This window comes from Variovorax endophyticus (assembly GCF_025376855.1).
Lineage (GTDB): Bacteria > Pseudomonadota > Gammaproteobacteria > Burkholderiales > Burkholderiaceae_C > Variovorax.
In genome coordinates this window covers 40985-59884 of record NZ_JAHUTH010000002.1, presented here as the reverse complement: position 1 = coordinate 59884, position 18900 = coordinate 40985, and the positions used below count along the sequence as shown (strand labels likewise).

21 protein-coding genes are annotated in these 18900 nt (G+C 69.4%); 18 read left to right on the top strand and 3 right to left on the bottom strand.

Annotation, left to right across the window (positions count from 1 at the left end):
* Nucleotides 1-98: 98 nt before the first annotated feature.
* From KV106_RS03020 to KV106_RS02940, 17 genes are all read left to right on the top strand, one after another.
* Nucleotides 99-902, top strand: coding sequence for an ABC transporter ATP-binding protein (locus tag KV106_RS03020; RefSeq protein ID WP_261206028.1), 804 nt, complete (start codon nucleotides 99-101; stop codon nucleotides 900-902).
* Nucleotides 902-1615: an ABC transporter ATP-binding protein gene (locus tag KV106_RS03015; RefSeq protein WP_057597313.1), complete on the top strand. Its 714-nt coding sequence runs from the start codon at nucleotides 902-904 to the stop codon at nucleotides 1613-1615. Before KV106_RS03020 ends, KV106_RS03015 begins: the two co-directional genes overlap by 1 nt.
* 14 nt (nucleotides 1616-1629) lie before the next feature.
* Nucleotides 1630-2502, top strand: a complete 873-nt coding sequence (locus KV106_RS03010) for a branched-chain amino acid ABC transporter permease (protein ID WP_261206027.1) — start codon at nucleotides 1630-1632, stop codon at nucleotides 2500-2502.
* Between the two features lie 2 nt (nucleotides 2503-2504).
* On the top strand, nucleotides 2505-3542 hold the full coding sequence (locus tag KV106_RS03005) for a branched-chain amino acid ABC transporter permease (RefSeq protein WP_057597315.1): 1038 nt from the start codon (nucleotides 2505-2507) through the stop codon (nucleotides 3540-3542).
* 31 nt (nucleotides 3543-3573) lie between these two features.
* Nucleotides 3574-3897: a 2Fe-2S iron-sulfur cluster-binding protein gene (locus tag KV106_RS03000; protein WP_261206026.1), complete on the top strand. Its 324-nt coding sequence runs from the start codon at nucleotides 3574-3576 to the stop codon at nucleotides 3895-3897.
* Between the two features lie 42 nt (nucleotides 3898-3939).
* Nucleotides 3940-4596, top strand: coding sequence for a VOC family protein (locus KV106_RS02995; protein WP_261206025.1), 657 nt, complete (start codon nucleotides 3940-3942; stop codon nucleotides 4594-4596).
* 13 nt (nucleotides 4597-4609) lie between these two features.
* Nucleotides 4610-5077 (top strand): DUF3237 domain-containing protein, encoded by a 468-nt coding sequence (locus KV106_RS02990; protein WP_261206024.1) that lies wholly within the window; start codon nucleotides 4610-4612, stop codon nucleotides 5075-5077.
* Nucleotides 5074-5862 carry an SDR family NAD(P)-dependent oxidoreductase gene (locus KV106_RS02985; RefSeq protein WP_261206023.1) on the top strand — a complete coding sequence of 263 codons (789 nt, stop codon included), beginning with the start codon at nucleotides 5074-5076 and terminating at the stop codon, nucleotides 5860-5862. Before KV106_RS02990 ends, KV106_RS02985 begins: the two co-directional genes overlap by 4 nt.
* Nucleotides 5863-5879: 17 nt before the next feature.
* Entirely contained in the window at nucleotides 5880-6644 is a 765-nt protein-coding gene (locus KV106_RS02980; protein ID WP_261206022.1) for an SDR family NAD(P)-dependent oxidoreductase, read from the top strand.
* Nucleotides 6645-6690: 46 nt separating this feature from the next.
* Nucleotides 6691-7941: a cytochrome P450 gene (locus KV106_RS02975; protein WP_261206021.1), complete on the top strand. Its 1251-nt coding sequence runs from the start codon at nucleotides 6691-6693 to the stop codon at nucleotides 7939-7941.
* The gene (locus KV106_RS02970; RefSeq protein ID WP_261206020.1) at nucleotides 7938-8723 is read left to right on the top strand and encodes an SDR family NAD(P)-dependent oxidoreductase; all 786 of its coding nucleotides are present in this window, start codon (nucleotides 7938-7940) and stop codon (nucleotides 8721-8723) included. The genes KV106_RS02975 and KV106_RS02970 overlap by 4 nt, the downstream gene beginning before the upstream one ends.
* A gap of 93 nt (nucleotides 8724-8816) precedes the next feature.
* Complete coding sequence (locus tag KV106_RS02965; RefSeq protein ID WP_261206018.1) at nucleotides 8817-9236, top strand: hypothetical protein; 420 nt, start codon at nucleotides 8817-8819, stop codon at nucleotides 9234-9236.
* A gap of 82 nt (nucleotides 9237-9318) precedes the next feature.
* A complete protein-coding gene (locus tag KV106_RS02960) occupies nucleotides 9319-9786 on the top strand; it encodes an antitoxin PaaA2 family protein (RefSeq protein WP_261206016.1) in 468 nt (155 codons plus the stop codon).
* A complete protein-coding gene (locus KV106_RS02955; protein ID WP_261206015.1) occupies nucleotides 9783-10079 on the top strand; it encodes a type II toxin-antitoxin system RelE/ParE family toxin in 297 nt (98 codons plus the stop codon). The genes KV106_RS02960 and KV106_RS02955 overlap by 4 nt, the downstream gene beginning before the upstream one ends.
* A gap of 181 nt (nucleotides 10080-10260) precedes the next feature.
* Nucleotides 10261-10557, top strand: coding sequence for an iron uptake protein (locus KV106_RS02950; RefSeq protein WP_261206014.1), 297 nt, complete (start codon nucleotides 10261-10263; stop codon nucleotides 10555-10557).
* 35 nt (nucleotides 10558-10592) lie between these two features.
* On the top strand, nucleotides 10593-12275 hold the full coding sequence (locus tag KV106_RS02945; RefSeq protein WP_261206013.1) for a PepSY-associated TM helix domain-containing protein: 1683 nt from the start codon (nucleotides 10593-10595) through the stop codon (nucleotides 12273-12275).
* Entirely contained in the window at nucleotides 12268-12606 is a 339-nt protein-coding gene (locus KV106_RS02940) for a DUF3325 domain-containing protein (RefSeq protein ID WP_261206012.1), read from the top strand. Before KV106_RS02945 ends, KV106_RS02940 begins: the two co-directional genes overlap by 8 nt.
* Here the strand turns inward: KV106_RS02940 and KV106_RS02935 are convergent.
* Nucleotides 12527-13405, bottom strand: coding sequence for a helix-turn-helix transcriptional regulator (locus KV106_RS02935; RefSeq protein ID WP_261206011.1), 879 nt, complete (start codon nucleotides 13403-13405; stop codon nucleotides 12527-12529). The genes KV106_RS02940 and KV106_RS02935 overlap by 80 nt on opposite strands.
* A gap of 109 nt (nucleotides 13406-13514) precedes the next feature.
* On the opposite strand from KV106_RS02935, the gene KV106_RS02930 reads away from it, so the two are divergent.
* Nucleotides 13515-15146 (top strand): MFS transporter, encoded by a 1632-nt coding sequence (locus KV106_RS02930; RefSeq protein WP_261206010.1) that lies wholly within the window; start codon nucleotides 13515-13517, stop codon nucleotides 15144-15146.
* Here KV106_RS02930 and KV106_RS02925 read toward each other — a convergent pair.
* Nucleotides 15094-16623, bottom strand: coding sequence for an esterase-like activity of phytase family protein (locus tag KV106_RS02925; protein ID WP_261206009.1), 1530 nt, complete (start codon nucleotides 16621-16623; stop codon nucleotides 15094-15096). The genes KV106_RS02930 and KV106_RS02925 overlap by 53 nt on opposite strands.
* Before the next feature lie 20 nt (nucleotides 16624-16643).
* Nucleotides 16644-18881 carry a metallophosphoesterase gene (locus KV106_RS02920; protein WP_261206008.1) on the bottom strand — a complete coding sequence of 746 codons (2238 nt, stop codon included), beginning with the start codon at nucleotides 18879-18881 and terminating at the stop codon, nucleotides 16644-16646.
* Nucleotides 18882-18900: the final 19 nt, after the last annotated feature.

Sequence of the window (18900 nt, the reverse complement as noted above, 5' to 3'; positions counted from 1 at the left end):
GCGTCGCGCGGCGTCTGTCCCCGTGGCAAGGGACAGCGCGGCCTGTACCACGGGCAGGGGACTGACGGGCCCGCGATGCGCGGCGAATACTGCCCGCCATGACAACCCCCTCCGCCTCCACCAACGCCGCCGCCGACGTGCTGCTGCGCGTCAGCGGCCTCGGCGTGCGCTTCGGCGGCATCGTGGCGCTCGACGGCATCTCCTTCGAGGTGCGCCGCGGCCAGATTTGCGGGCTGATCGGTCCCAACGGGGCCGGCAAGACCACGCTGTTCAACTGCCTGAGCCGCATCTACACGCCGGCTTCGGGATCGATCGTGTTCGACGGCGTCGACCTGCTCGCGCAGCCGCAGCATGCGATCGCGGCGGCGGGCATTGGCCGCACCTTCCAGAACGTGGCGCTGTTCCCCGCGATGACGGTGCGCGAGAACGTGATGGTGGGCCGCCATTGCCGCACCGGCACCGGCTACCTCGCCAATGCCTTTCGCCTGCCCTCGGTGCGGCGCGAGGAGGCCGAGGTGCGCGAGCGCACCGAGCAGCTGCTGGCCCTGCTCGACCTCTCGGCGCTGGCCGAGACGCCGGTGAAGAACCTCTCGTTCGGCACCCGCAAGCGCGTGGAGATGGCGCGCGCGCTGGTGGCCGATCCCAAGCTGCTGCTGCTCGACGAACCCGCGGCCGGCCTCAACCACGAGGAGGTCGACGGGCTGCGCCAGCTGATCCTCGACGTGCGCGAGCGCTTCCACGTGACCGTGCTGCTGGTCGAGCATCATCTGAACCTGGTGATGCGCGTGTCCGACCAGGTGGTGGCGATGAACTTCGGCCGCAAGATCGCCGATGGCCCGCCCGCGCAGGTGCAGGCCGACCCGGAAGTGGTGCGCGCCTACCTCGGCACGGAGACCGCCTGATGGCCGCGCTGCTGGAGGTGAAGAACCTCGAGGCCTTCTACGGCCCCACGCGCGTGCTCGAGGGCATCGACTTCGAAGTCGCCGAGGGCGGCATCACCACCATCCTCGGCGCCAACGGCGCGGGCAAGACCACCACGCTGCGCGCGCTGAGCGGCCTGGTGCGGCGCACCGGCGAGATCCGCCTCGCGGGCCAGCGCATCGACGGCCACAGCACCGAGAAGACCGCCGCGCTGGGCATCGCGCACGTGCCCGACGGGCGCGGCACGCTGGTCAACATGACGGTGGAGGAGAACCTGCGCGTGGGTGCCTACCTGCGCCGCGGCAAGGCCGAGGTCGAGCAGGACATGGAACGCATGTTCGGCTACTTCCCGCGGCTGCGCGAGCGGCGCGGGCAGCAGGCCGGCACGCTCTCGGGCGGCGAGCAGCAGATGCTGGCGATCAGCCGCGCGCTGATGCAGCGCCCGCGCCTGCTGCTGATGGACGAGCCCTCGTTCGGCCTCGCGCCGCTGGTGATCCGCGAGATCTTCGAGATCATGCGCGTGGTCAATCGCGAGGAGGGCGTGGGCATCCTGCTGGTCGAGCAGAACGTGGCGCGCGCGCTCGAGATCGCCGACCACGCCTGGTTGCTCGAGACCGGCCGCACCGTCATCTCGGGCACCGCGAAGCAGCTGCGCGACGACGCGCAGATCCGCCGCTCCTACCTCGGCTTCTGACAAGGACCCTCCCCATGTACAGCCTGCTGCAACAGATCGCCTCCGGCATCGCCATGGGCGGCATCTACGCCTGCCTCGGCCTGGCGCTGGTGATGATCTACCAGTCCACCCACCACATCAATTTCGCGCAGGGCGAGATGGCGATGTTCTCCACCTTCATCGCCTTCCTGCTGCTGAAGTGGGGCCTGCCGTACTGGGCCGCCGCGCTCGCCACGCTGGCCTTCGGCTTCGTGGCCGGCTTCGCCATCGAGCGGCTGGTGCTGCGGCCGCTGGGCGACGTGCCCGAGCTGTCGGTGATCGTGGTCTTCATCGGCCTGTTCGTCGGCATCAACTCGCTGGCCGGCTGGATCTTCGGCCACCAGCTCGAACCCTTCCCGAGTCCGTTCCCCGACAAGCTGCCCGGCGGCAGCACGTTGATCTCGGGCCACGAGCTCGGCACGGTCGCGGTGGTGCTGCTGGTGATGGCGCTGCTCTATGTCTTCCTGCGCTTCACCAAGGTCGGGCTCGCGATGCGCGCCTCGGCCGAGAACCCGGTGTCCTCGCGGCTCGCGGGCATCCCGGTGTCGCTGATGCTCTCGCTGGGCTGGGGCCTGTCGGCGCTGATCGGCGCGGTGGCCGGGTTGATGGTGGCGCCCGTGGTCTTCCTCGAGCCCAACATGATGGGCGGCGTGCTGATCTACGCCTTCGCGGCGGCGCTGCTCGGCGGCATCGACAACCCCTGGGGCGCGGTGGCCGGGGGCCTGATCGTGGGCGTGGTCGAGAACCTCGCGGGCACCTACCTCGTGGGCACCGAGCTCAAGCTCACGCTGGCCCTGGTGCTCATCGTGGCCGTGCTGCTGGTGCGGCCCTCGGGCCTGTTCGGCCGCAAGCTGGTGGCGAGGGTCTGAAGATGTCGGCCTTGCCCTTCATTCCCGAGCAGGCACCGGCGCTGGCCGCCGATGCCGCGCCCGCGCGTTCGCCCTGGCGCATCGCCGCCTTCGCGCTGCTCGCTATCGCGTCGCTCGCGCTGCCCTTCGCGCTGTCGGACTACCGCCTCTTCCTCGTCACCATGACGCTGATCACCGCCATCGGCGTGCTCGGCCTCAACATGCTGGTGGGCTACAACGGCCAGCTCTCGCTGGGCCATGGCGCGCTGTACGCGCTCGGTGCCTACGTCACCGCGGTGCTGATGGAGCACGGCGGCTTCGCCTGGTGGGCCACCCTGCCGGTGTCGGCCGCGGTGTGCTTCGGCTTCGGCTTCCTGTTCGGCTGGCCGGCACTGCGGCTCAAGGGCCACTACCTCGCGCTCGCGACCTTCGCGCTCGCGCTGGCCACGCCGCAGCTGCTCAAGCACAAGGCGCTCGAGCCATGGACCGGTGGCGTGCAGGGCATCGTGCTGATGAAGCCCGAGGCGCCCTTCGGCCTGCAGCTGTCGGCCGACCAGTGGCTCTACCTGGTGGTGCTGGCGATCGCGGCGCTGATGTTCGTCTGCGCCTGGAACATGCTGCGCGGCCGGCTGGGCCGCGCCACCATCGCGATCCGCGAGCAGCCGACTGCCGCGGCCGCGATGGGCGTCAACGTGCCGCACGTGAAGGCCATGACCTTCGGCATCAGTGCGCTCTACACCGGCGTGGCCGGCTCGCTCGGCGCCATCGCCACCGCCTTCGTGGCGCCCGACAGCTTCGGCATGTTCGTGTCGGTGTTCTTCCTCGTGGGCGTGGTGGTGGGCGGGCTCGGCACCATCTCGGGCGCGCTGGTGGGCGCGGCCTTCATCCAGTTCATACCGAACGTCGCCGACCAGATATCGAAGTCGGCGCCCTCGGCGATCTTCGCGGGCTTCCTGATCCTGTGCATGTTCCTGATGCCGCAGGGCTTCGTGGGGCTGGTGCGCAGCGTGCTGCGGCGCCTGCGCGGCGGCGCGGCCCAACGTCCCCGTCGAGGGGACTGACGCGAACGACCGCCTGAGAGAAAGTCCTTCCATGCCCCGTGCCATCTACATCCATTCCAACGGCGAGCGCACCGAGCTCGAGGTCGCCGAAGGCCAGAGCCTGATGCTGGCCGCCACCAGCCACGACCTGCAAGGCATCGTCGGCGACTGCGGCGGCGTCATGAGCTGTGCCACCTGCCACGTGATCGTCGACGAGGCCTTCATCGACAGGCTGCCGCCCGCGGTCGACACCGAGAACCAGATGCTCGACTACACGGCCGCACCGCGCGAAGCGGGCAGCCGGCTGTCGTGCCAGATCGTCATGAGCGAGGCGCTCGACGGCATCGCCGTTCGCATGGCCGACCCTCAACTGTAAGAACGAGTTCCAAGAGCCGACATCAACACGGAGAAACGCTTCATGCAAGCCACTGCACCCGATCTCAGCACCAAGCCCAAGGCACCGCTGACCCCGAACCCCGGCCTCACGCCGATGATGCTGAACCATGCGGCCTGGGTCACGCCCGACGCGGCGGCGACCACCGACTTCTACACCCGCATCATGGGCATGGAGCTCGCGAGCACGGTGCTCGACGACAGCGTGCCCTCGACCGGCGACGCGATTCCCTACTTCCACATCTTCTTCCGCATGGGCGACGGCTCCACGCTGGCCTTCTTCGAGGCGCCGGGCGTGCCCGCGCCCTCGAAGTCCAGCCATCCGGCCTACGACATCTTCAACCACATCGCGCTGCAGGCGAAGGACCGCGCCGAGGTGACGAAGTGGTACGAGTGGCTGACCTCGCAGGGCGTGGAAGTGATCGGGCCGACCGACCACAAGGGCCTGATCCTGTCGATCTACTTCCACGACCCGGCCGGCGTGCGCCTGGAGATCACCACGCCGCTGGACAAGGAATGGAACCGCCACACCGACAAGGGCTATGCCGACCTCAAGCTGTGGGAGGACTGCAAGCGCCAGGCCAAGGCCGAGGGCCGCGACGTGCCCAAGGCGCTGCTGGAGCTGATCCAGGACGTGCGCAAGCGCTATGGCGGCGGCCACGGCGAGAAGGCCGGCGAGTGAGCGGCGCGCCGGCATGACACCGATCGAACTGCGACCGCTCTTCACGATCAAGGCCGAGGTCACGGCACCGGCCCAGCTCGTGGGCGCCGTGCCGCACGGCTACACGCGACGCGTGATGTGCGTGAGCGGCGGCCGCTTCGAAGGCGAGCGGCTGCGCGGCCGGGTGCTGCCCGGCGGCGCCGACGTGGTGCTCGAGCGGCCCGATGGCGGCCTGCACCTCGACGTGCGGCTGGTGCTCGAGGCCGAGGGCGGCGGGCTTGTCTACATGACCTACAGCGGACGCCGCAACGGGGCCGCGCCCGAGGTCATGCGCAAGATCGTGAATCGCGAGCCGATCGCGCGCGGCGAGGACTACTTCCGCGTCGCGGTGCAGTTCGAGACCGCGGCACCGGGCCTCGAATGGCTCAACGACCGCATCGCGGTCGGCACCGGCACGCGCGAGAGCGACGGGCCCGTGTACGACGTGTGGGAAGTCGCATGAAACGCTTCGAGGCCAGGGCCGCCATCGTGACCGCCGCGGCCTCGGGCATCGGCCGCGCCATCGCGCTGCGGCTGCATGCCGAGGGCGCGCGCGTGCTCGCGGTCGACATCAACGCCCAGGGGCTCGCGCAACTGCCGCGCGACGAGCACCTGCAGGTCTTCGCCGCCGACGTCACGGCCGACGGCGCGCCGCAGGCCATCGTCGACGAATGCATGGAGCGCTTCGGCGAGCTGCGCGTGCTGGTCAACAACGCGGGACTGGGCAACTGCCCGCCGTTCCACGAGACCACCGACGACGACTACCGCAAGTTCGCCGACATCAACCAGAAGGCCACCTTCATGGTCACGCGCGCGGCCTTTCCGGCGCTGATCGCGGCGCGCGGCGTGGTGCTCAACATCGCGTCCACGCTGGGGCTGGTGGGCTACCGTCGGCAGGCCGTGTACTCGATGGCCAAGGCCGGCGTGATCGGCCTCACGCGCAATCTCGCGGCCGACTATGCCGACCAGGGCATCCGCGTCAACGCGATCGCACCGGGCATCATCGCCACGCCGCAGACCGCGGGGCGGCTGAACACCGCGCGCTTCCAGGCCACCATCGTCGGCACCACGCCGATGGGCCGGCCCGGCCTGCCCGAGGAAGTGGCCGGCGCGGCCGCCTTCCTGTGCAGCGACGACGCGGGCTACGTCACGGGCCAGGTGCTGGCCGTCGACGGGGGCCAGACCACGAGCGCCTACATCAGCGAACCGCTGGTGCAGTGCTGGGCCGAGGCCCATCTGGACCGCTGAATTCCAGGAGTCTTTTCATGCGCATCGCACTCATCACCGGCGCCGCTGGCGGGCTGGGGCTGGCCAGCGCCCGGCGGTTGGCCGAGGACGGCCTGACCGTCGCCGTGGCCGACCTGCATGCGGGGGCCGCCGAGCGTGCCGCCGCCGCCTTGCCGGGCAAGGGCCATATCGGCCTGGGCTGCAACGTGGCCGACGAGGACAGCGTGCGCGCCGCCTTCGACACGGTGCAGGAGAAGCTCGGCAGCGTGGCCGTGCTGGCCTGCTTCGCGGGCATCCTCAGCGCGCAGCCCGCGCCGGGGCGCTTGCCCACGGTCGACATCACGCTGCATGAGTGGGACACCGTGCTGCGCGTGAATGCGCTCGGCACCTTCCTCTGCGTGCGCGAGATGCTGCGCCGCTGCGGCGGCCAGGCCGTCGAGCATGGCCGCATCGTCACCGTCGCCTCGCTCGCGGGGCAGATGGGCGGCATGCAGAGCGGCGCGGCCTACAGCGCCTCGAAGGGCGCGGTGCTCGCGCTGTCGAAGGTGGTGGCGCGCGAGGCCGCCGCGCTGGGCATCACCGTGAACACCGTGGCGCCGGGACCGATCGACACGCCGATGCTGCACCAGACCGTGCCCGAGGCGCAGCGAGGCCAGAAGTACCTCGGCACCGCGGCGGTGCCGCTGGGCCGCATCGGCACGCCCGAGGAGATCGCGGCCGCGGTGTCCTACCTCGTGTCGCCCGGTGCCGGCTTCGTGACGGGCGCCACGATCGACGTCAACGGCGGCATGTTGATGCGCTGACCGCTTCCGCTTCCAAGAACAAACACCCACGCCAGGAGACTTCCCGATGAATGCCATTGCCGGTTGCCCCTTTCATGCGGGGACTTCGTCGTCCGCCGACTTCAAGCCCTATTTCAGCCCCGAGCTGCATGCGGCCTTCGAGACCCAGCGGCGCGACGAGCCCGTGTTCTGGTGCGAGGAGATCGGCTACTGGGTGCTCACCAAACACGCCGACGTCTACAGCGTGCTGCACGACGGCGCGCGCTTCTCGTCGCAGAACACCACGCGGCCCGTGACGCCGATGCATCCGGATGCGCAGGCGATCCTCAAGGAGGGCGGCTATGCGCAGACCGGCAGCCATTCGAGCCTCGACGGCGCGGTGCACAAGCGCATCCGCGGCGTGACCGGCCAGGTGCTGAACCTGCGCGAGTTCGTCAAGCTCGACGGCCATATCCGCCGGCTCGTGAACGAGGCCATCGACCGCGTCGAGGGCAGGGATGCCGTCGACCTGCTGCGCGAGGTCAACTACGAGCTGCCGGCGCAGGTGGTGTTCAAGGTGCTGGGCATTCCCGACTCGGACATTCCGAACGTCAAGCATTGGGCCGGCGCGCGCAGCGTGATCGACTTCAGCCCCGCCACCCATGCCGAGCAGCTCGAGGGCGCGCGCAACATGGTGGCGTTCTGGCAGTACTGCACCGAGATGGTCCGCGAGCGCGAGAAGCATCCGCAGGACGACTTCACCAGCCGCATGCTCGAGATCCGCAATGGCGACGACGCCGTGATGACCATTCCCGAGATCATCACCCACACCTTCGGCGTTGCCTTCGCCGGCCACGAGACCACCACCAACCAGCTCACCAACACCTTCCGCAGCCTGCTCGAGAACCGCGAGCAGTGGGAAGCGCTGTGCGCCGATCCCTCGCTCGCGGCGAACACGGTGGAGGAGGGCATGCGCTATGCCGGCGCCGTGATCGGCTGGCGCCGCATCGCGCTCGAGGACGTGGAGTTTCGCGGCGTGACGATCCCCAAGGGCGCGCCCATCGTGCTGTCCTTCGCCTCGGCCAACCGCGACGAGGAGGTGTTCGAGAACCCGCAGCGCTTCGACATCCGCCGCGCCAATGCGCGCAAGCAGCTCACCTTCGGCAACGGCGTGCACTTCTGCCTGGGCGCGCCGCTCGCGCGGCTCGAGATGAAGATCGTGTTCGAGGAGTTCGCCAAGCGCTTCCCGCGCATGCGGCTGGTCGAGCCCGACCGCGCAACGCATCTGCATACCTTCGTGTTTCGCGCGCCGAGCGCGCTGGAGGTCACGCTGCGATGAGCGCGCCCGTGTTCGAAGGCCGGGTGGCGGTCGTCACCGGCGGTGCCAGCGGCGTGGGGTTGGCGCTCGCGCGGCAGCTGCTCGAGGCCGGCGCGCGCGTCGCCATCGTGGACCGCGACGAGGCCGCGCTGGACCGCGCGCTCGAGGGGCTCGATGCGCGCGATGCGATCGGTGTCGCGGCCGATGTCGCGCAGGAGGCCGACGTGCGGCGCTATGTCGATGCCGCACTGAGCAAGTTCGGCCGCATCGACCTGTTCCACAACAACGCCGCCATCGTCGGCCCGCAATCCTCGCTGCTCGAGTTCCGCATGCAGGACTTCGAGCGCATCTTCGCGGTCAACGTGCGCGGCGTGCTGCTCGGCATGCAGGCCGTGGCGCGCGCGATGCGCGACCAGGGCGGCGGCACCATGGTCAACACTGCCTCGGTGTCGGGCCAGCGCAGCAGCCGCGCCGAGGCCGGGCTCGGCGTCTACGGCGCTTCCAAGGCCGCGGTGATCCGCATGACGCAGCAGGCGGCGCTCGAGTTCGCGCCGCTCGGCATCCGCATCAACGCCATCTGCCCGGGACCGATCGACACGCCGCTGTTGCGCAGCACCTTCCTCGTCGACGGCCGCACCGAGGCGCAGGCCGAGGCCGCGCTGAAGCAGCACTTCCTAAACCAGCCGCTCAAGCGCGCGGCGAGCGCGCAGGAGGTGGCGAACCTGGTGTTCTGGCTGCTGGGGCCGCAGGCGAGCTTCGTGACGGGTGGGGTTTACAACGTGGATGGGGGGATGACGGCTTGAGCAGGGGGTGAACCTCTACGCAACGGCGAAGCGAACGGATACATTCGGCGCCTCGGCCCCGGCACCCGCCGCGAGACCGCGCGGAGGATCGCCATGCTTCCCATCGTCGTTGCGCTCGCTGCCACCGTCGTCCTGCTGGTCTGGATGGGCTTCTTCATGATGGGCTCGCTGCCTTTGCTCGTGCTCAAGCACGACACGCCGCTGGACGGACGCTTCATCCGGGGCCTGTTCAACGTCTATTACGTGGCGGTGATCCTGACGGCGAGCGCCGCGGCGCTCAGCTATGTCTGGTCGGGCAAGCTCGTCTTCGCGCTCGGTGCCGCGGTCATCGGAGGGCTCGCCTTCGCCTTGCGGGGCTGGATCATCATCCCGCGCATGGATGAGCTGCGCGGCACGATCCCGGGCGTCGACGCCTCGATCGTCGCGTTCCGCAAGCTGCACATCGCGGGGATGCTGGTGAACGTCGCACAGCTGGCGATGGTGGCCTGGGCACTGACGCAATTGAAGATGTGACGGAGCCCTGACTCGGCGCCGTGAGTTGCACGATTTCAACAAGTCTTGCACAATGGACGTTGTTTGACTGCAAGGAGGCGCCATGCAGAGCATGACCCTGGAGCAACTCCGCACGGCCTCCGAAGCCGGCGGTGTTTCGAGCGTGACGCTCAAAGGGCAGGGGGGCACGTTTCTCGTTCAGATCGCGACGCGCAACGGTGCCGGCGCCGTTTTGGCGAAGGCCCGCAGCACCGAGCCGCGTCGTTTCGGAAATCCGGCCACTGCACTGAGCGTGCTGCGCGACCTGGGCATCACCGTCGGGCAGTTCGATGCCAGCGAGTGGAATCCGGCCGAGCGGGAGCCCGTGGAGCGTTCCACCGACAACCGTGCGCAGGCCCTGCGCAAGGCGCACGAAGCCGCTGCCTACAACGAGTGGCTGGCTGCGGAAATCCAGGAGGCGGTCGACGACCCCCGGCCGAATCTTTCGCACGATGAAGTGCTGGCCCTCATGGAGGCCGACATCGCGGCCCCGACGGCCGGACGAAAGCCCGCCGCGAAGAAACGCGTATGACGCCCTGCCGCATCGAGTGGCGGCCGAAGGCGGTCGACGATCTGCGTGCCATCGTTCGCTACATCGGCAAGGACAACCCTGCGCGGGCGCGCAGCTTCGGCCAGGAGTTGCGCGACAAGACCCTGCCCCTTGCGCAGCACCCTGAACTCGGCCGCAGCGGAAGACCCGGTCTGCCGAGCCACGTGCGCGAGCTGGTCGTGCATCGCAACTACATCGTGTTCTATCGCGTGCTGCACGAAGCGCGCATCGTCGAGATCCTGCGCGTCAAGCACGCGGCGCAGCAGACCCCCTGACTGCCGCTTCGAGTCGAATGTCCTTCGGATCGTGACGAGATCGGGGCCGCCCGAACGCGCTTGATAGAATGAGAACGACTATCAATTGCCTCGGACGGCCGCGCATGCGGGCCCACTGAAACGAGGCTGGCATCGGCAAGGCGTCACGCCTGCCGCCGTCGTCCACCCCGTCGAAGAAACCATGGCCCAGAACGCTGTCCCCGCCCTGCAGATCGTCTCCCGCATCGGCGCCGCCGTGCTCGGCGGCTATGCGTTCTCCTGGGGTTTCGTCGCGCTCGGCATCGGGTTGCTGTTCGCCGCGGGCATGCCGTTCCACGACGCCGAGTCGCTCGCCAGCATGCTGGCCTTCCTGGTGTTCCTGGTCGCGTTCCTCTGGGCGTTCTCGGCCGCCAGCATCAAGCGCGTGTGGCTGGTGCTGGCCGGCGGCGGCCTGTCGATGACGGCGGCGGCATCGCTCGTGCAGCGCGCGCTGCTCTGACCCGAATCGAACCATTCCCGCGAGGAGAGACTTCCGTGTTCCAGAACTTCCGCCTCTCGATGGCCTGGCTTCACACCTGGTTCGGGCTGGTGCTCGGCTTCGTGCTGATGGTCGTGTTCTTCTTCGGCTCGCTGTCGGTGTTCGACCGCGAGATCGACCGCTGGGCGATCCCCGAGACGCGCTTCGAGCCGCAGCGCATGCCCTCGTTCGACCAGGTGCTGCTGCCGCTGTTCAAGGAGGCGAAGCCCACCCCTGCCAACGTCGAGGAAGCGCGCTCGCGCGTGAACGGCCCGATGGCGACGAGCTTCGAGCCCAAGCAGTGGCTGGCCTACACCACGCACCGCGACCCGGTGCTGAGCATCTATTCGGGCTTCATCCTGCCCAACGCCAAGGACCCTGAAGACGGGGTCTGGGGCAACGCCACCATCGACCCGCGCACCGGCAAGACGTTATCGGAAGACCGCCTGAAGATCGGCAGCGACTTCTTCTACCCGCTGCACTACAGCCTGCACCTCAACTGGCTGAACCTCGGCACCTGGATCGTCGGCTTCGCGGCGCTGGTGATGCTGATCGCGCTGGTGAGCGGCGTGGTGATGCACCGCAAGATCTTCCGCGAGCTGTTCACCTTCCGTCCGGCCAAGCACGTGCAGCGCAGCGCGCTCGACCTGCACAACCTCACGGGCGTGGTCGCGCTGCCCTTCCATTTCATCTTCGCGCTGTCGGGGCTGGTGGTGTTCGCGGGCGTCTATTTCCCCGTGAGCCACACCCAGCTCGAGCCGCTGCATGAGTTGCACGAGAAGCTCGAGGCCCAGGAGACCGGCCTGCCGCACGACCGCGCGGGCACGCCGGGCACGCTGGCTTCGGTCGACGCGATGGTGGCCGAGGCCCAGCGCCGCTGGGCCAGCCGCGGCATGGCGGGCGAAGTGGGCATGCTCAACGTGCAGCACGTGAACGATGCCAATGCCTACGTCAGCGTCTACCGCGCGGGCACCGACCGGGTCACGCTCACGGGCGAGGGCATCCACTTCAACGGCGCCACCGGCGAGGTGATCCGCGAAGACCCGGCGCCCACGGTGGTCGCGGGCATCAAGGACTTCCTCACCGGCCTGCACCTGCAGCACTTCAGGCACTGGCTGCTGCGCTGGCTCTACGTGCTGGGCGGGCTGGCCGGCTGCGCCTGCATCGCCACCGGCTTCATCTTCTTCGTCGAGAAGCGCAAGCGCCAGCATGCGAAGCAGGGCCTGCAGGGCGCGCGCTGGGTCGATGCCTTCGCGGTCGCGACGGTGCCGGGCCTGCTGGTCGCGACCTTCTCCATGCTGATCGCCAACCGCCTGCTGCCGGCCGAGCTGCCGCTGCGCGGCAACTGGGAGATCGGCGTCTTCGCAGGCGCCTGGCTGCTCTCGCTGCTCCATGGCCTGTGGCGCACCGCGCCCACGGCGCAGGGCCGTCTCGCACCGGCCTGGGCCGAACAGTGCTGGGCCGTGGCGCTGCTGGGCGTGGCCGCCGTGCTGCTGAACTGGATCACCACCGGCGACCATCTGCTGCGCACCATCGGCAGCGGCTACTGGCCCGTGGCGGGCGTCGACCTGTCGGTGCTCGCGGCGGTCTCGCTGGCCGTGATCGCGGCGCGCATGCTGCGGCGCCGAGCCGCTGAGACGGCCGCGGCCGCCGTCTCCACCGTGTCGGCGTCGAACGGATCGGCGGTGGCCCGTGTCTGAGGCCCTGATGCTCGCGGCCGCGCTGACCGCCAACCTCGTGGGCGCGGGCCTGTTCGCGCTGTCGATGGACGTGCACTGGGAGCAGGCGCGCCCCGGCACAGCCTACCCGGTGCGCATGGCGCGCGTGCTGCGCGTGCTGGGCGCGGCCTGCCTGCTCGTGTCGCTGGGGCTGTGCCTGCGCGTCGACCATGTCTCGATGGCCTCGCTGGTCTGGTTCATGGCGCTCGCGGGGGCCGCGCTCGCCGTGACCTTCACGCTGAGCTGGCGACCGCGCTGGCTGGCGCCGTTGGTGGCGTGGATTCCCGCGCGGCCGGCGACGACGTCTCGCTGAGCGGCCCGGCGCCGTCCTCGAAGTACACCACCATGCGCAGGTGGCGGTACTCGTCCACCGTCAGCGCCTCGTGCTCGAAGGCCACGCGCCGGCCCTCGTCCAGCAGGGCCGAGATGCCGCGCGAGGGCTGCGGATCGCGCGGCGTGTCCCACCAGCGCCGGAAGTCGGGCGACAGCCGCCGCAGCTGATCGACCAGCTCCAGCATCGCGGGATCGTCGGGCGCGACCGCGAGCTCGCGGCGAAACGCGGCCAGCAGGCGCGGCGCATCCTCCTTCCAGTCCGGCAAGCGCCGACGCAGCTCGGGATCGGCGAAGGCCAGGCGCAGGAAGTTGCGCTGCGCGGGCTCGCGGCCCGAGAAGCCGAACAACCGGTCGGCGGCGGCATTCCACGCGACCACGTCCCAGCGCAGGTTGGTGACGTAGGCCGGGCGCGCGACCAGCTCGTCCATCATGCGCTGCACCAGCGGCGGGATGCTCGGCCAGTGATAGGCCTCGGCCGAGGGCGGCCGCTGCTGCGCGAGCAGGAACAGGTGGCAGCACTCGGCATCGTCGAGCCGCAGGATCTTGCCGATGCGCAGCAGGAAGGCTTCCGAGACACCGATCTCGCGGCCCTGCTCGAACCACGTGTACCAGGTGATGCCCACGCCCGCGAGCGCGGCCACCTCTTCGCGGCGCAGACCCGGCGTGCGGCGCCGCCCGCCGCTGGGCAGGCCCACGTCCGCGGGCGCGAGCCGCTCGCGATGGGCGCGCAGGAAGGCCGAGAGTTCGGTGCGCGTGCGGTCGAGCGATCTAGACGCCATGGCACGCCGCCCTTCGTATTGCTGCCAGTAATAGCATGAGAGGAAATATTGTCCTGTTGCCGATCCGTTCCCAGAATGATCGCTCCTTCATCATTCAGGAGTGGTTCGCATGGCTTTAGCTCTCAAACAGCACAACGGCAACAGCGTTGCGACAACGCCGCCGGCACGCGCGGGCTTCGCCCAATGGGCCGGCCTCGCCATGCTCGCGCTGCCCACGATGCTGCTGGGGCTCGACGTGACGCTGCTCTACCTCGCGCTGCCGAAGCTGGCCGAGGACCTGCAGCCCAGCGCCACGCAGGCGCTGTGGATCATGGACGCCTACGGCTTCATGATCGCGGGCTTCCTGGTCACGATGGGCGCGCTGGGCGATGCGATCGGGCGCCGCCGCCTGCTGCTGATCGGCGCCGCGGCCTTCGCCGTGACCTCGGTGCTGGCCGCCTTCGCGCCCAGCGCCAACCTGCTGATCGCCGCGCGGGCCCTGCTCGGCATCGCGGGCGCGGCGCTGATGCCCTCCACGCTGGCGCTGATCCGCAACATGTTCCTCGATGCACGCCAGCGCGCGCTGGCGATCGGCGTCTGGGCCACCATGTTCGCCTTCGGCATGGCCGCGGGGCCGCTGGTCGGCGGCCTGCTGCTCGCGCACTTCTGGTGGGGCTCGGCCTTCCTGGTGGCGATCCCGGTGGTGCTGCTGCTGTGGATAGGCGCGCCGCTGCTGCTGCCCGAATACCGTGCGCCGGAACGCGCGCGCCTCGACCTCGCGAGCGTCGCGCTGTCGCTGGCGGCGATCCTGCCGCTGGTCTACGTGGTCAAGCAGAGCGCGAAGAGCGGCTGGGGCATTGCCACCACGCTGGCGCTGGTGCTCGGCATCGCCTGCGCGATCGCGTTCGTGCGGCGCCAGCGCGCGCTCGCGAATCCGCTGCTCGACATCGGGCTGTTCGCCGACCGCAGCTTCAGCGTCGCGCTCGGCGTGCTGCTGGTCGGGCTGACCGGCGTGGGCGGTGCGCTGCTGCTGGTGACGCAGTACCTGCAGCTCGTGATCGGCCTGCCGCCGGTGACGGCCGGCCTGTGGATGGCGCCGCCCGCGCTCGCGATGCTGGTGGCCGGCATCGGCGCGCCGCTGGTCGCGCGGCGCGTGCGCCCGGGTTTCGTGATGGCCGCGTCGCTCGCGCTGTCGGCGCTGGGCCACGGCCTGCTCGCGCTGCTGCCCGTGCTGCCCGTGCTGCCCGTGCTGCCCGCGACGCAGGGCCTGGGCTGGGCGGTGGCCGGCTATGCGCTGATCTACCTGGGACTGGGAACGCTGGCCGCGTTGGGCACCGACCTCGTGATCGGCGCGGCGCCGGCCGCCCATGCGGGCTCGGCCTCGGCGCTGTCGGAAACGGTGCAGGAACTCGGGGTCGCGCTCGGCGTGGCGATCTTCGGCAGCCTGACGACCGTGGTTTACCGCGCGGGCATCGCCGAGCATCTGCCGCGCGGGCTGCCCGAACAGGCGGCCCGCGCGGTGGAAGAGGGCCTCTGGAGCGCGACCTCGCTTGCGCAAAGCCTGCCCGCGGGCCTGCTCGACGAGGCCCGGCACGCCTTCGTGGCCGGGCTCGGCGTGTCGTCCGCCGTGGCGGCCACGGGGATCGCGGCGCTGGCCGTGGTGTCGGCCGTGGCGCTGCGGCGCATCGCGATCCCCGCGCCGCGCGCGCTCAAGCCTTCGCGGAAGGCAGCGCCAGCGGCTTCGGCAGCCGGATGCGGATGAACTCGTTGCCGTCCACCTTGTTCGGCAGGCGCGAGGGCGAGCCGCCGGGGTAGTTGTTGTCGTTCACCAGCATCAGCGTCTGCGCGTCGGCGATCGTGACCACCTCCACGCACTCCATCGGGAAGGCGAAGATGCCGTCGATGGTGGCATCGCCGCCCAGGCCCTTCGGGTCCTTCAGCGCCATCAGGTCGACGATCTCTTCCTTCTTGAGGTAGCCGCTGCTGTCGACCTGCGCGAGGTCGATCCTGTAGACGCGCTTGAAGCGCGCCGCGTTGCGCCAGGTGCCCGAGGCCGGGAACTTGCCGCTGCGCACGTCGCCCGCGCCGCTGTCCTTCTCGACCACGAGGAACTCGGTGTCGTTGATCGCGACCATGTCGTTGACGCTGTAGACCTCGGTCTCGAGGTTGCCGTCGCCGTTGATGCGCTGGCCGGTGCTGACCTTGTAGGCGTAGACGCGCGGCTCGAAGTTCTGCGAGGCCAGGTCGAACACGCTGATGATGCGGCGCTGCGCGTTGTCGCCGTTCATCTCCTTCTCGTACATCGCATAGAGCTTGGTGCGGCTGGCGTTGATCGCCATGCTTTCCAGGCCGCCCGAACCGCCGAGGTTGGCCACCGAGGTGTTCGACTGGATGTACGGGTTGTTCGGCGTCTGCACCAGTGGATTGCCGCCGATCTTCGCGAGGTTGGGCATCTGCACCTCGCGCGCGACGAGGCGGCCCTGGCGGTCGAACTTCAGCAGGAAGGGACCGAACTCGTCGCCGATCCAGAAGTTGCCCTGCGCATCGATCTGCAGCGACTCGGGGTCGATGTCGTAGCCGGTCAGCAGGCGGCCCGAGACGATCGCCGGGTCAACGGCCAGCGTCTGGCCGGCCGGCGACACCGAGCTGCCCGGGTAGTTGACCATGTCGGCCACGGCCGGATAGCCGAGGTTGCGGTAGGGATCGCTCAGGCGGATATAGCTCTGCGCACTGAAGGACGAAAGCGTCTCGCCGGTCTGGAAGTTGGCCGGGATCACCTGGCCCTTGGCCCAGTCGAACTTCACCGCGTAGATGTGCAGCAGGGCATCGGGCGAGGCGGCGCGGCCGCCGAAGCCGTTGTCCTGCATCGCGTAGAAGACGCCCGGCATGCCGCTGGGCACCATCGCCGAGAAGCCCTGCATCGGCTGCTTGCCCTGGAAGGGCAGGGTGTAGCCATAGGTGTCCTTGGCGCGCGTGTAGTCGCCGCCCGAGATGAACTGGCCCGAGGTCGGGCCGGCCACGTAGCTGTCGGCCGGCAGCACGGCGCGGCCGGTCAGCATGGGGGCCGTGACCTCGGGTTCGGCCACCGGCGCGGGCGCCGGTGCGGGAGCAGGGGCCGGCGCGGGTGCCGGCACGAAGGGGAAGCCGCCGCTGCTTCCGCCGCCACCGCAACCGGCCAGCAGCGCGCCGCCCGCGCCGAGCAGCAGGCCGCGGCGCTGGATGTTGTTCTTCGATGTCATGTCTGGGTCTTCGCTGCGATTCAGAAGGGCGCCGGTGCCGACGTCATGTCGGTCAGCTTGTTGGTCTGCAGGTCGATCGTGAAGTGCTGCGTGGGCGCGCCCTTGGCGAGCTTCAGCAGGATCTGCATCAGCGGCTTGAAGCGCGCCTGGAACACGGCATGGGCCGGGTTGTCGTTCATCACCTGCTGGCTGCCGTTGAGCGCCAGCGTGGCGCTGGTGCCTTCGAGGGCCTGGGCGATCAGCTTGTACTGGCGCGCGCGGTCGGCCGGGATGTCGGCGAACGCGAGGTCGCCGGCATTGGCCAGGCGCACGAAGTCGCCCGCGAGGTCGATCGCCTTCCACTGGTTGAAGTCCTCCAGCCGCATGCCGCTGGCGCCCGCGAGCGCGCGCGCTTTGGCTTCGGCATCGGCGTAGTCCTTGGCATAGGCCGCCTGCTGCGCGCTGCCGTCGCCGCCGGCGTCGCCCAGGCACGAGAAGAAGGCGCTGCTCAGCAGGCCGCGGTTGCCGGTGTTGCCCAGCTGCTTGAGCGTGACCTTGGTCTGCAGCTGCGACAGCACCAGCAGGTCGGAACCGTAGATCGGGCTCTTCACCAGCTCGCGCATCTCGCAGCGCCAGTCGTCGTTGAGCAGCCGCAGGCGCACCAGCTCCGACATGTAGCGCGTGTTGAACTCGCCGTAGTTCTTCGCGTCGAGCACCGTCTTGTCCCACAGCACGCCGTTGCTGCCGCCCGGCAGTCGGCCCGGGAAGTCGGTGAAGAAGCGGTGTTCCTCGCGGTAGAGGTCGAACAGCTCGTCGAAGCGCGCCACGTTGTCCAGGCGCACGGTCTGCACGTCGATGTGCGTCGCGTCCTTGAAGGTCAGGAGCTTGTAGGCCGGCACGTAGGCCGCCATCGACGGTGCCTGGATGTTCACCAGGCCATGGCCGTCCTCGTAGTTGCGCACGGCCGTGTCGTTGAAGTGCATGTGGCCGCCCACGTGCACCTGCAGGCCGGTGTCGGCCAGCGCCTTGGTCACGTCCTCGGTGGGGCGGCGCACCATCTGCATCTTGCCCGCGCCGAGCAGCGCGATGATGTCGTCGGAGGCGCCGTTGAAGAACTCGCTCATCGGGAAATGGCTGAAGGCCACGACCTGCTTGCCCTGCTTCTTGCCGCGTGCCACCACGTCCTTGAGCCACGCGATCACGTGCGGCTTGTGCGTCAGCATCTTGTTGTAGCCGGCGTCGCCTGAGCCGTTGAAGTCGTTGAGGCCGGTGCCGGTGGGCACGTAGACGTTGGCGTCGATGCCCACGAGCCACAGGCCTTCGACCGGCTCGACCAGGTAGCTGGTGTCGGGCACGTCATGGCAGAAGGTGTAGCCGTCCTTCTTGTAGGTGCCGCCCGCGCCCTGCGCGCAGATCTCGAAGCTGCGCCTGCTCCAGGCCGCCTGTTCCTTCGCCTTCGCGAAGTCGTAGTTCTGGTAGCTGTAGCTGCTGTAGGGCGTCTCGAAATAGCGGTAGCCGGCCTTGGGCATCAGGCCGTGCTGGTCGAGCGCCTCGGTGATGCCCGCGTAGCCCTGCTCCTTGACTTCCTCGGTGCAGTAGCTGCTGTTGACCTTGGCCCATTCGCCGCTGTAGTTGGACGCCGCGCAATCGCCGTTGCCGCCGCGGCTGTAGATCGGCTGGGGCGCGCCGACACGGTTGGTCGTGGGGTCGATGCCCAGGTAGTCGGCCTTGCCGCCCGCGCGCTCGAGCGGCTTGTTCGGGTCGTGGTTGCCGGGGGCCGCGAAGAACTGGATGCCGTGCTTGTTCGCATAGTCGTCCAGCACCTTCTTCAGGCCGCGCATGTGCACCGGTTGTCCGTCGTCCGAGAAGTCGCCGGGCAGCGCGATCAGCTTCACGCCGCGCGCCACCGCGTCGTCGAGCGCGGTGATGAAGGCGAAGTAGTTCTCGTTGAACAGGCGCGTTGAGGTCATCTGCGCGTGCATCAGGCGGATCGTCGCGTTGCGGCCCGACTTCGGATTGAACACGCCGGGGAACGAACCGTCCTTGAAGTTGGCATAGACGTCGTGGAAGTGGATGTCGGGCATGAACGCGACCTGCACCGGCGGCGCGGACTCGGCCGGCGGCGGCGTGGTCTGGCCGGGGTTGGAGCCAGAGGGCGGCAGCGGGAGGAAGCCGGCGTTCTGGTTGTCGCTGCCGCCGCAGGCGGACAGCAGCAGCACGGCCGCGGCGACGGCGAGCGTCGAGGTCGCGCGCGCGGTGCGAGGGAAGGAAAAAATCATGAAAAAAGATCCGCGAAAG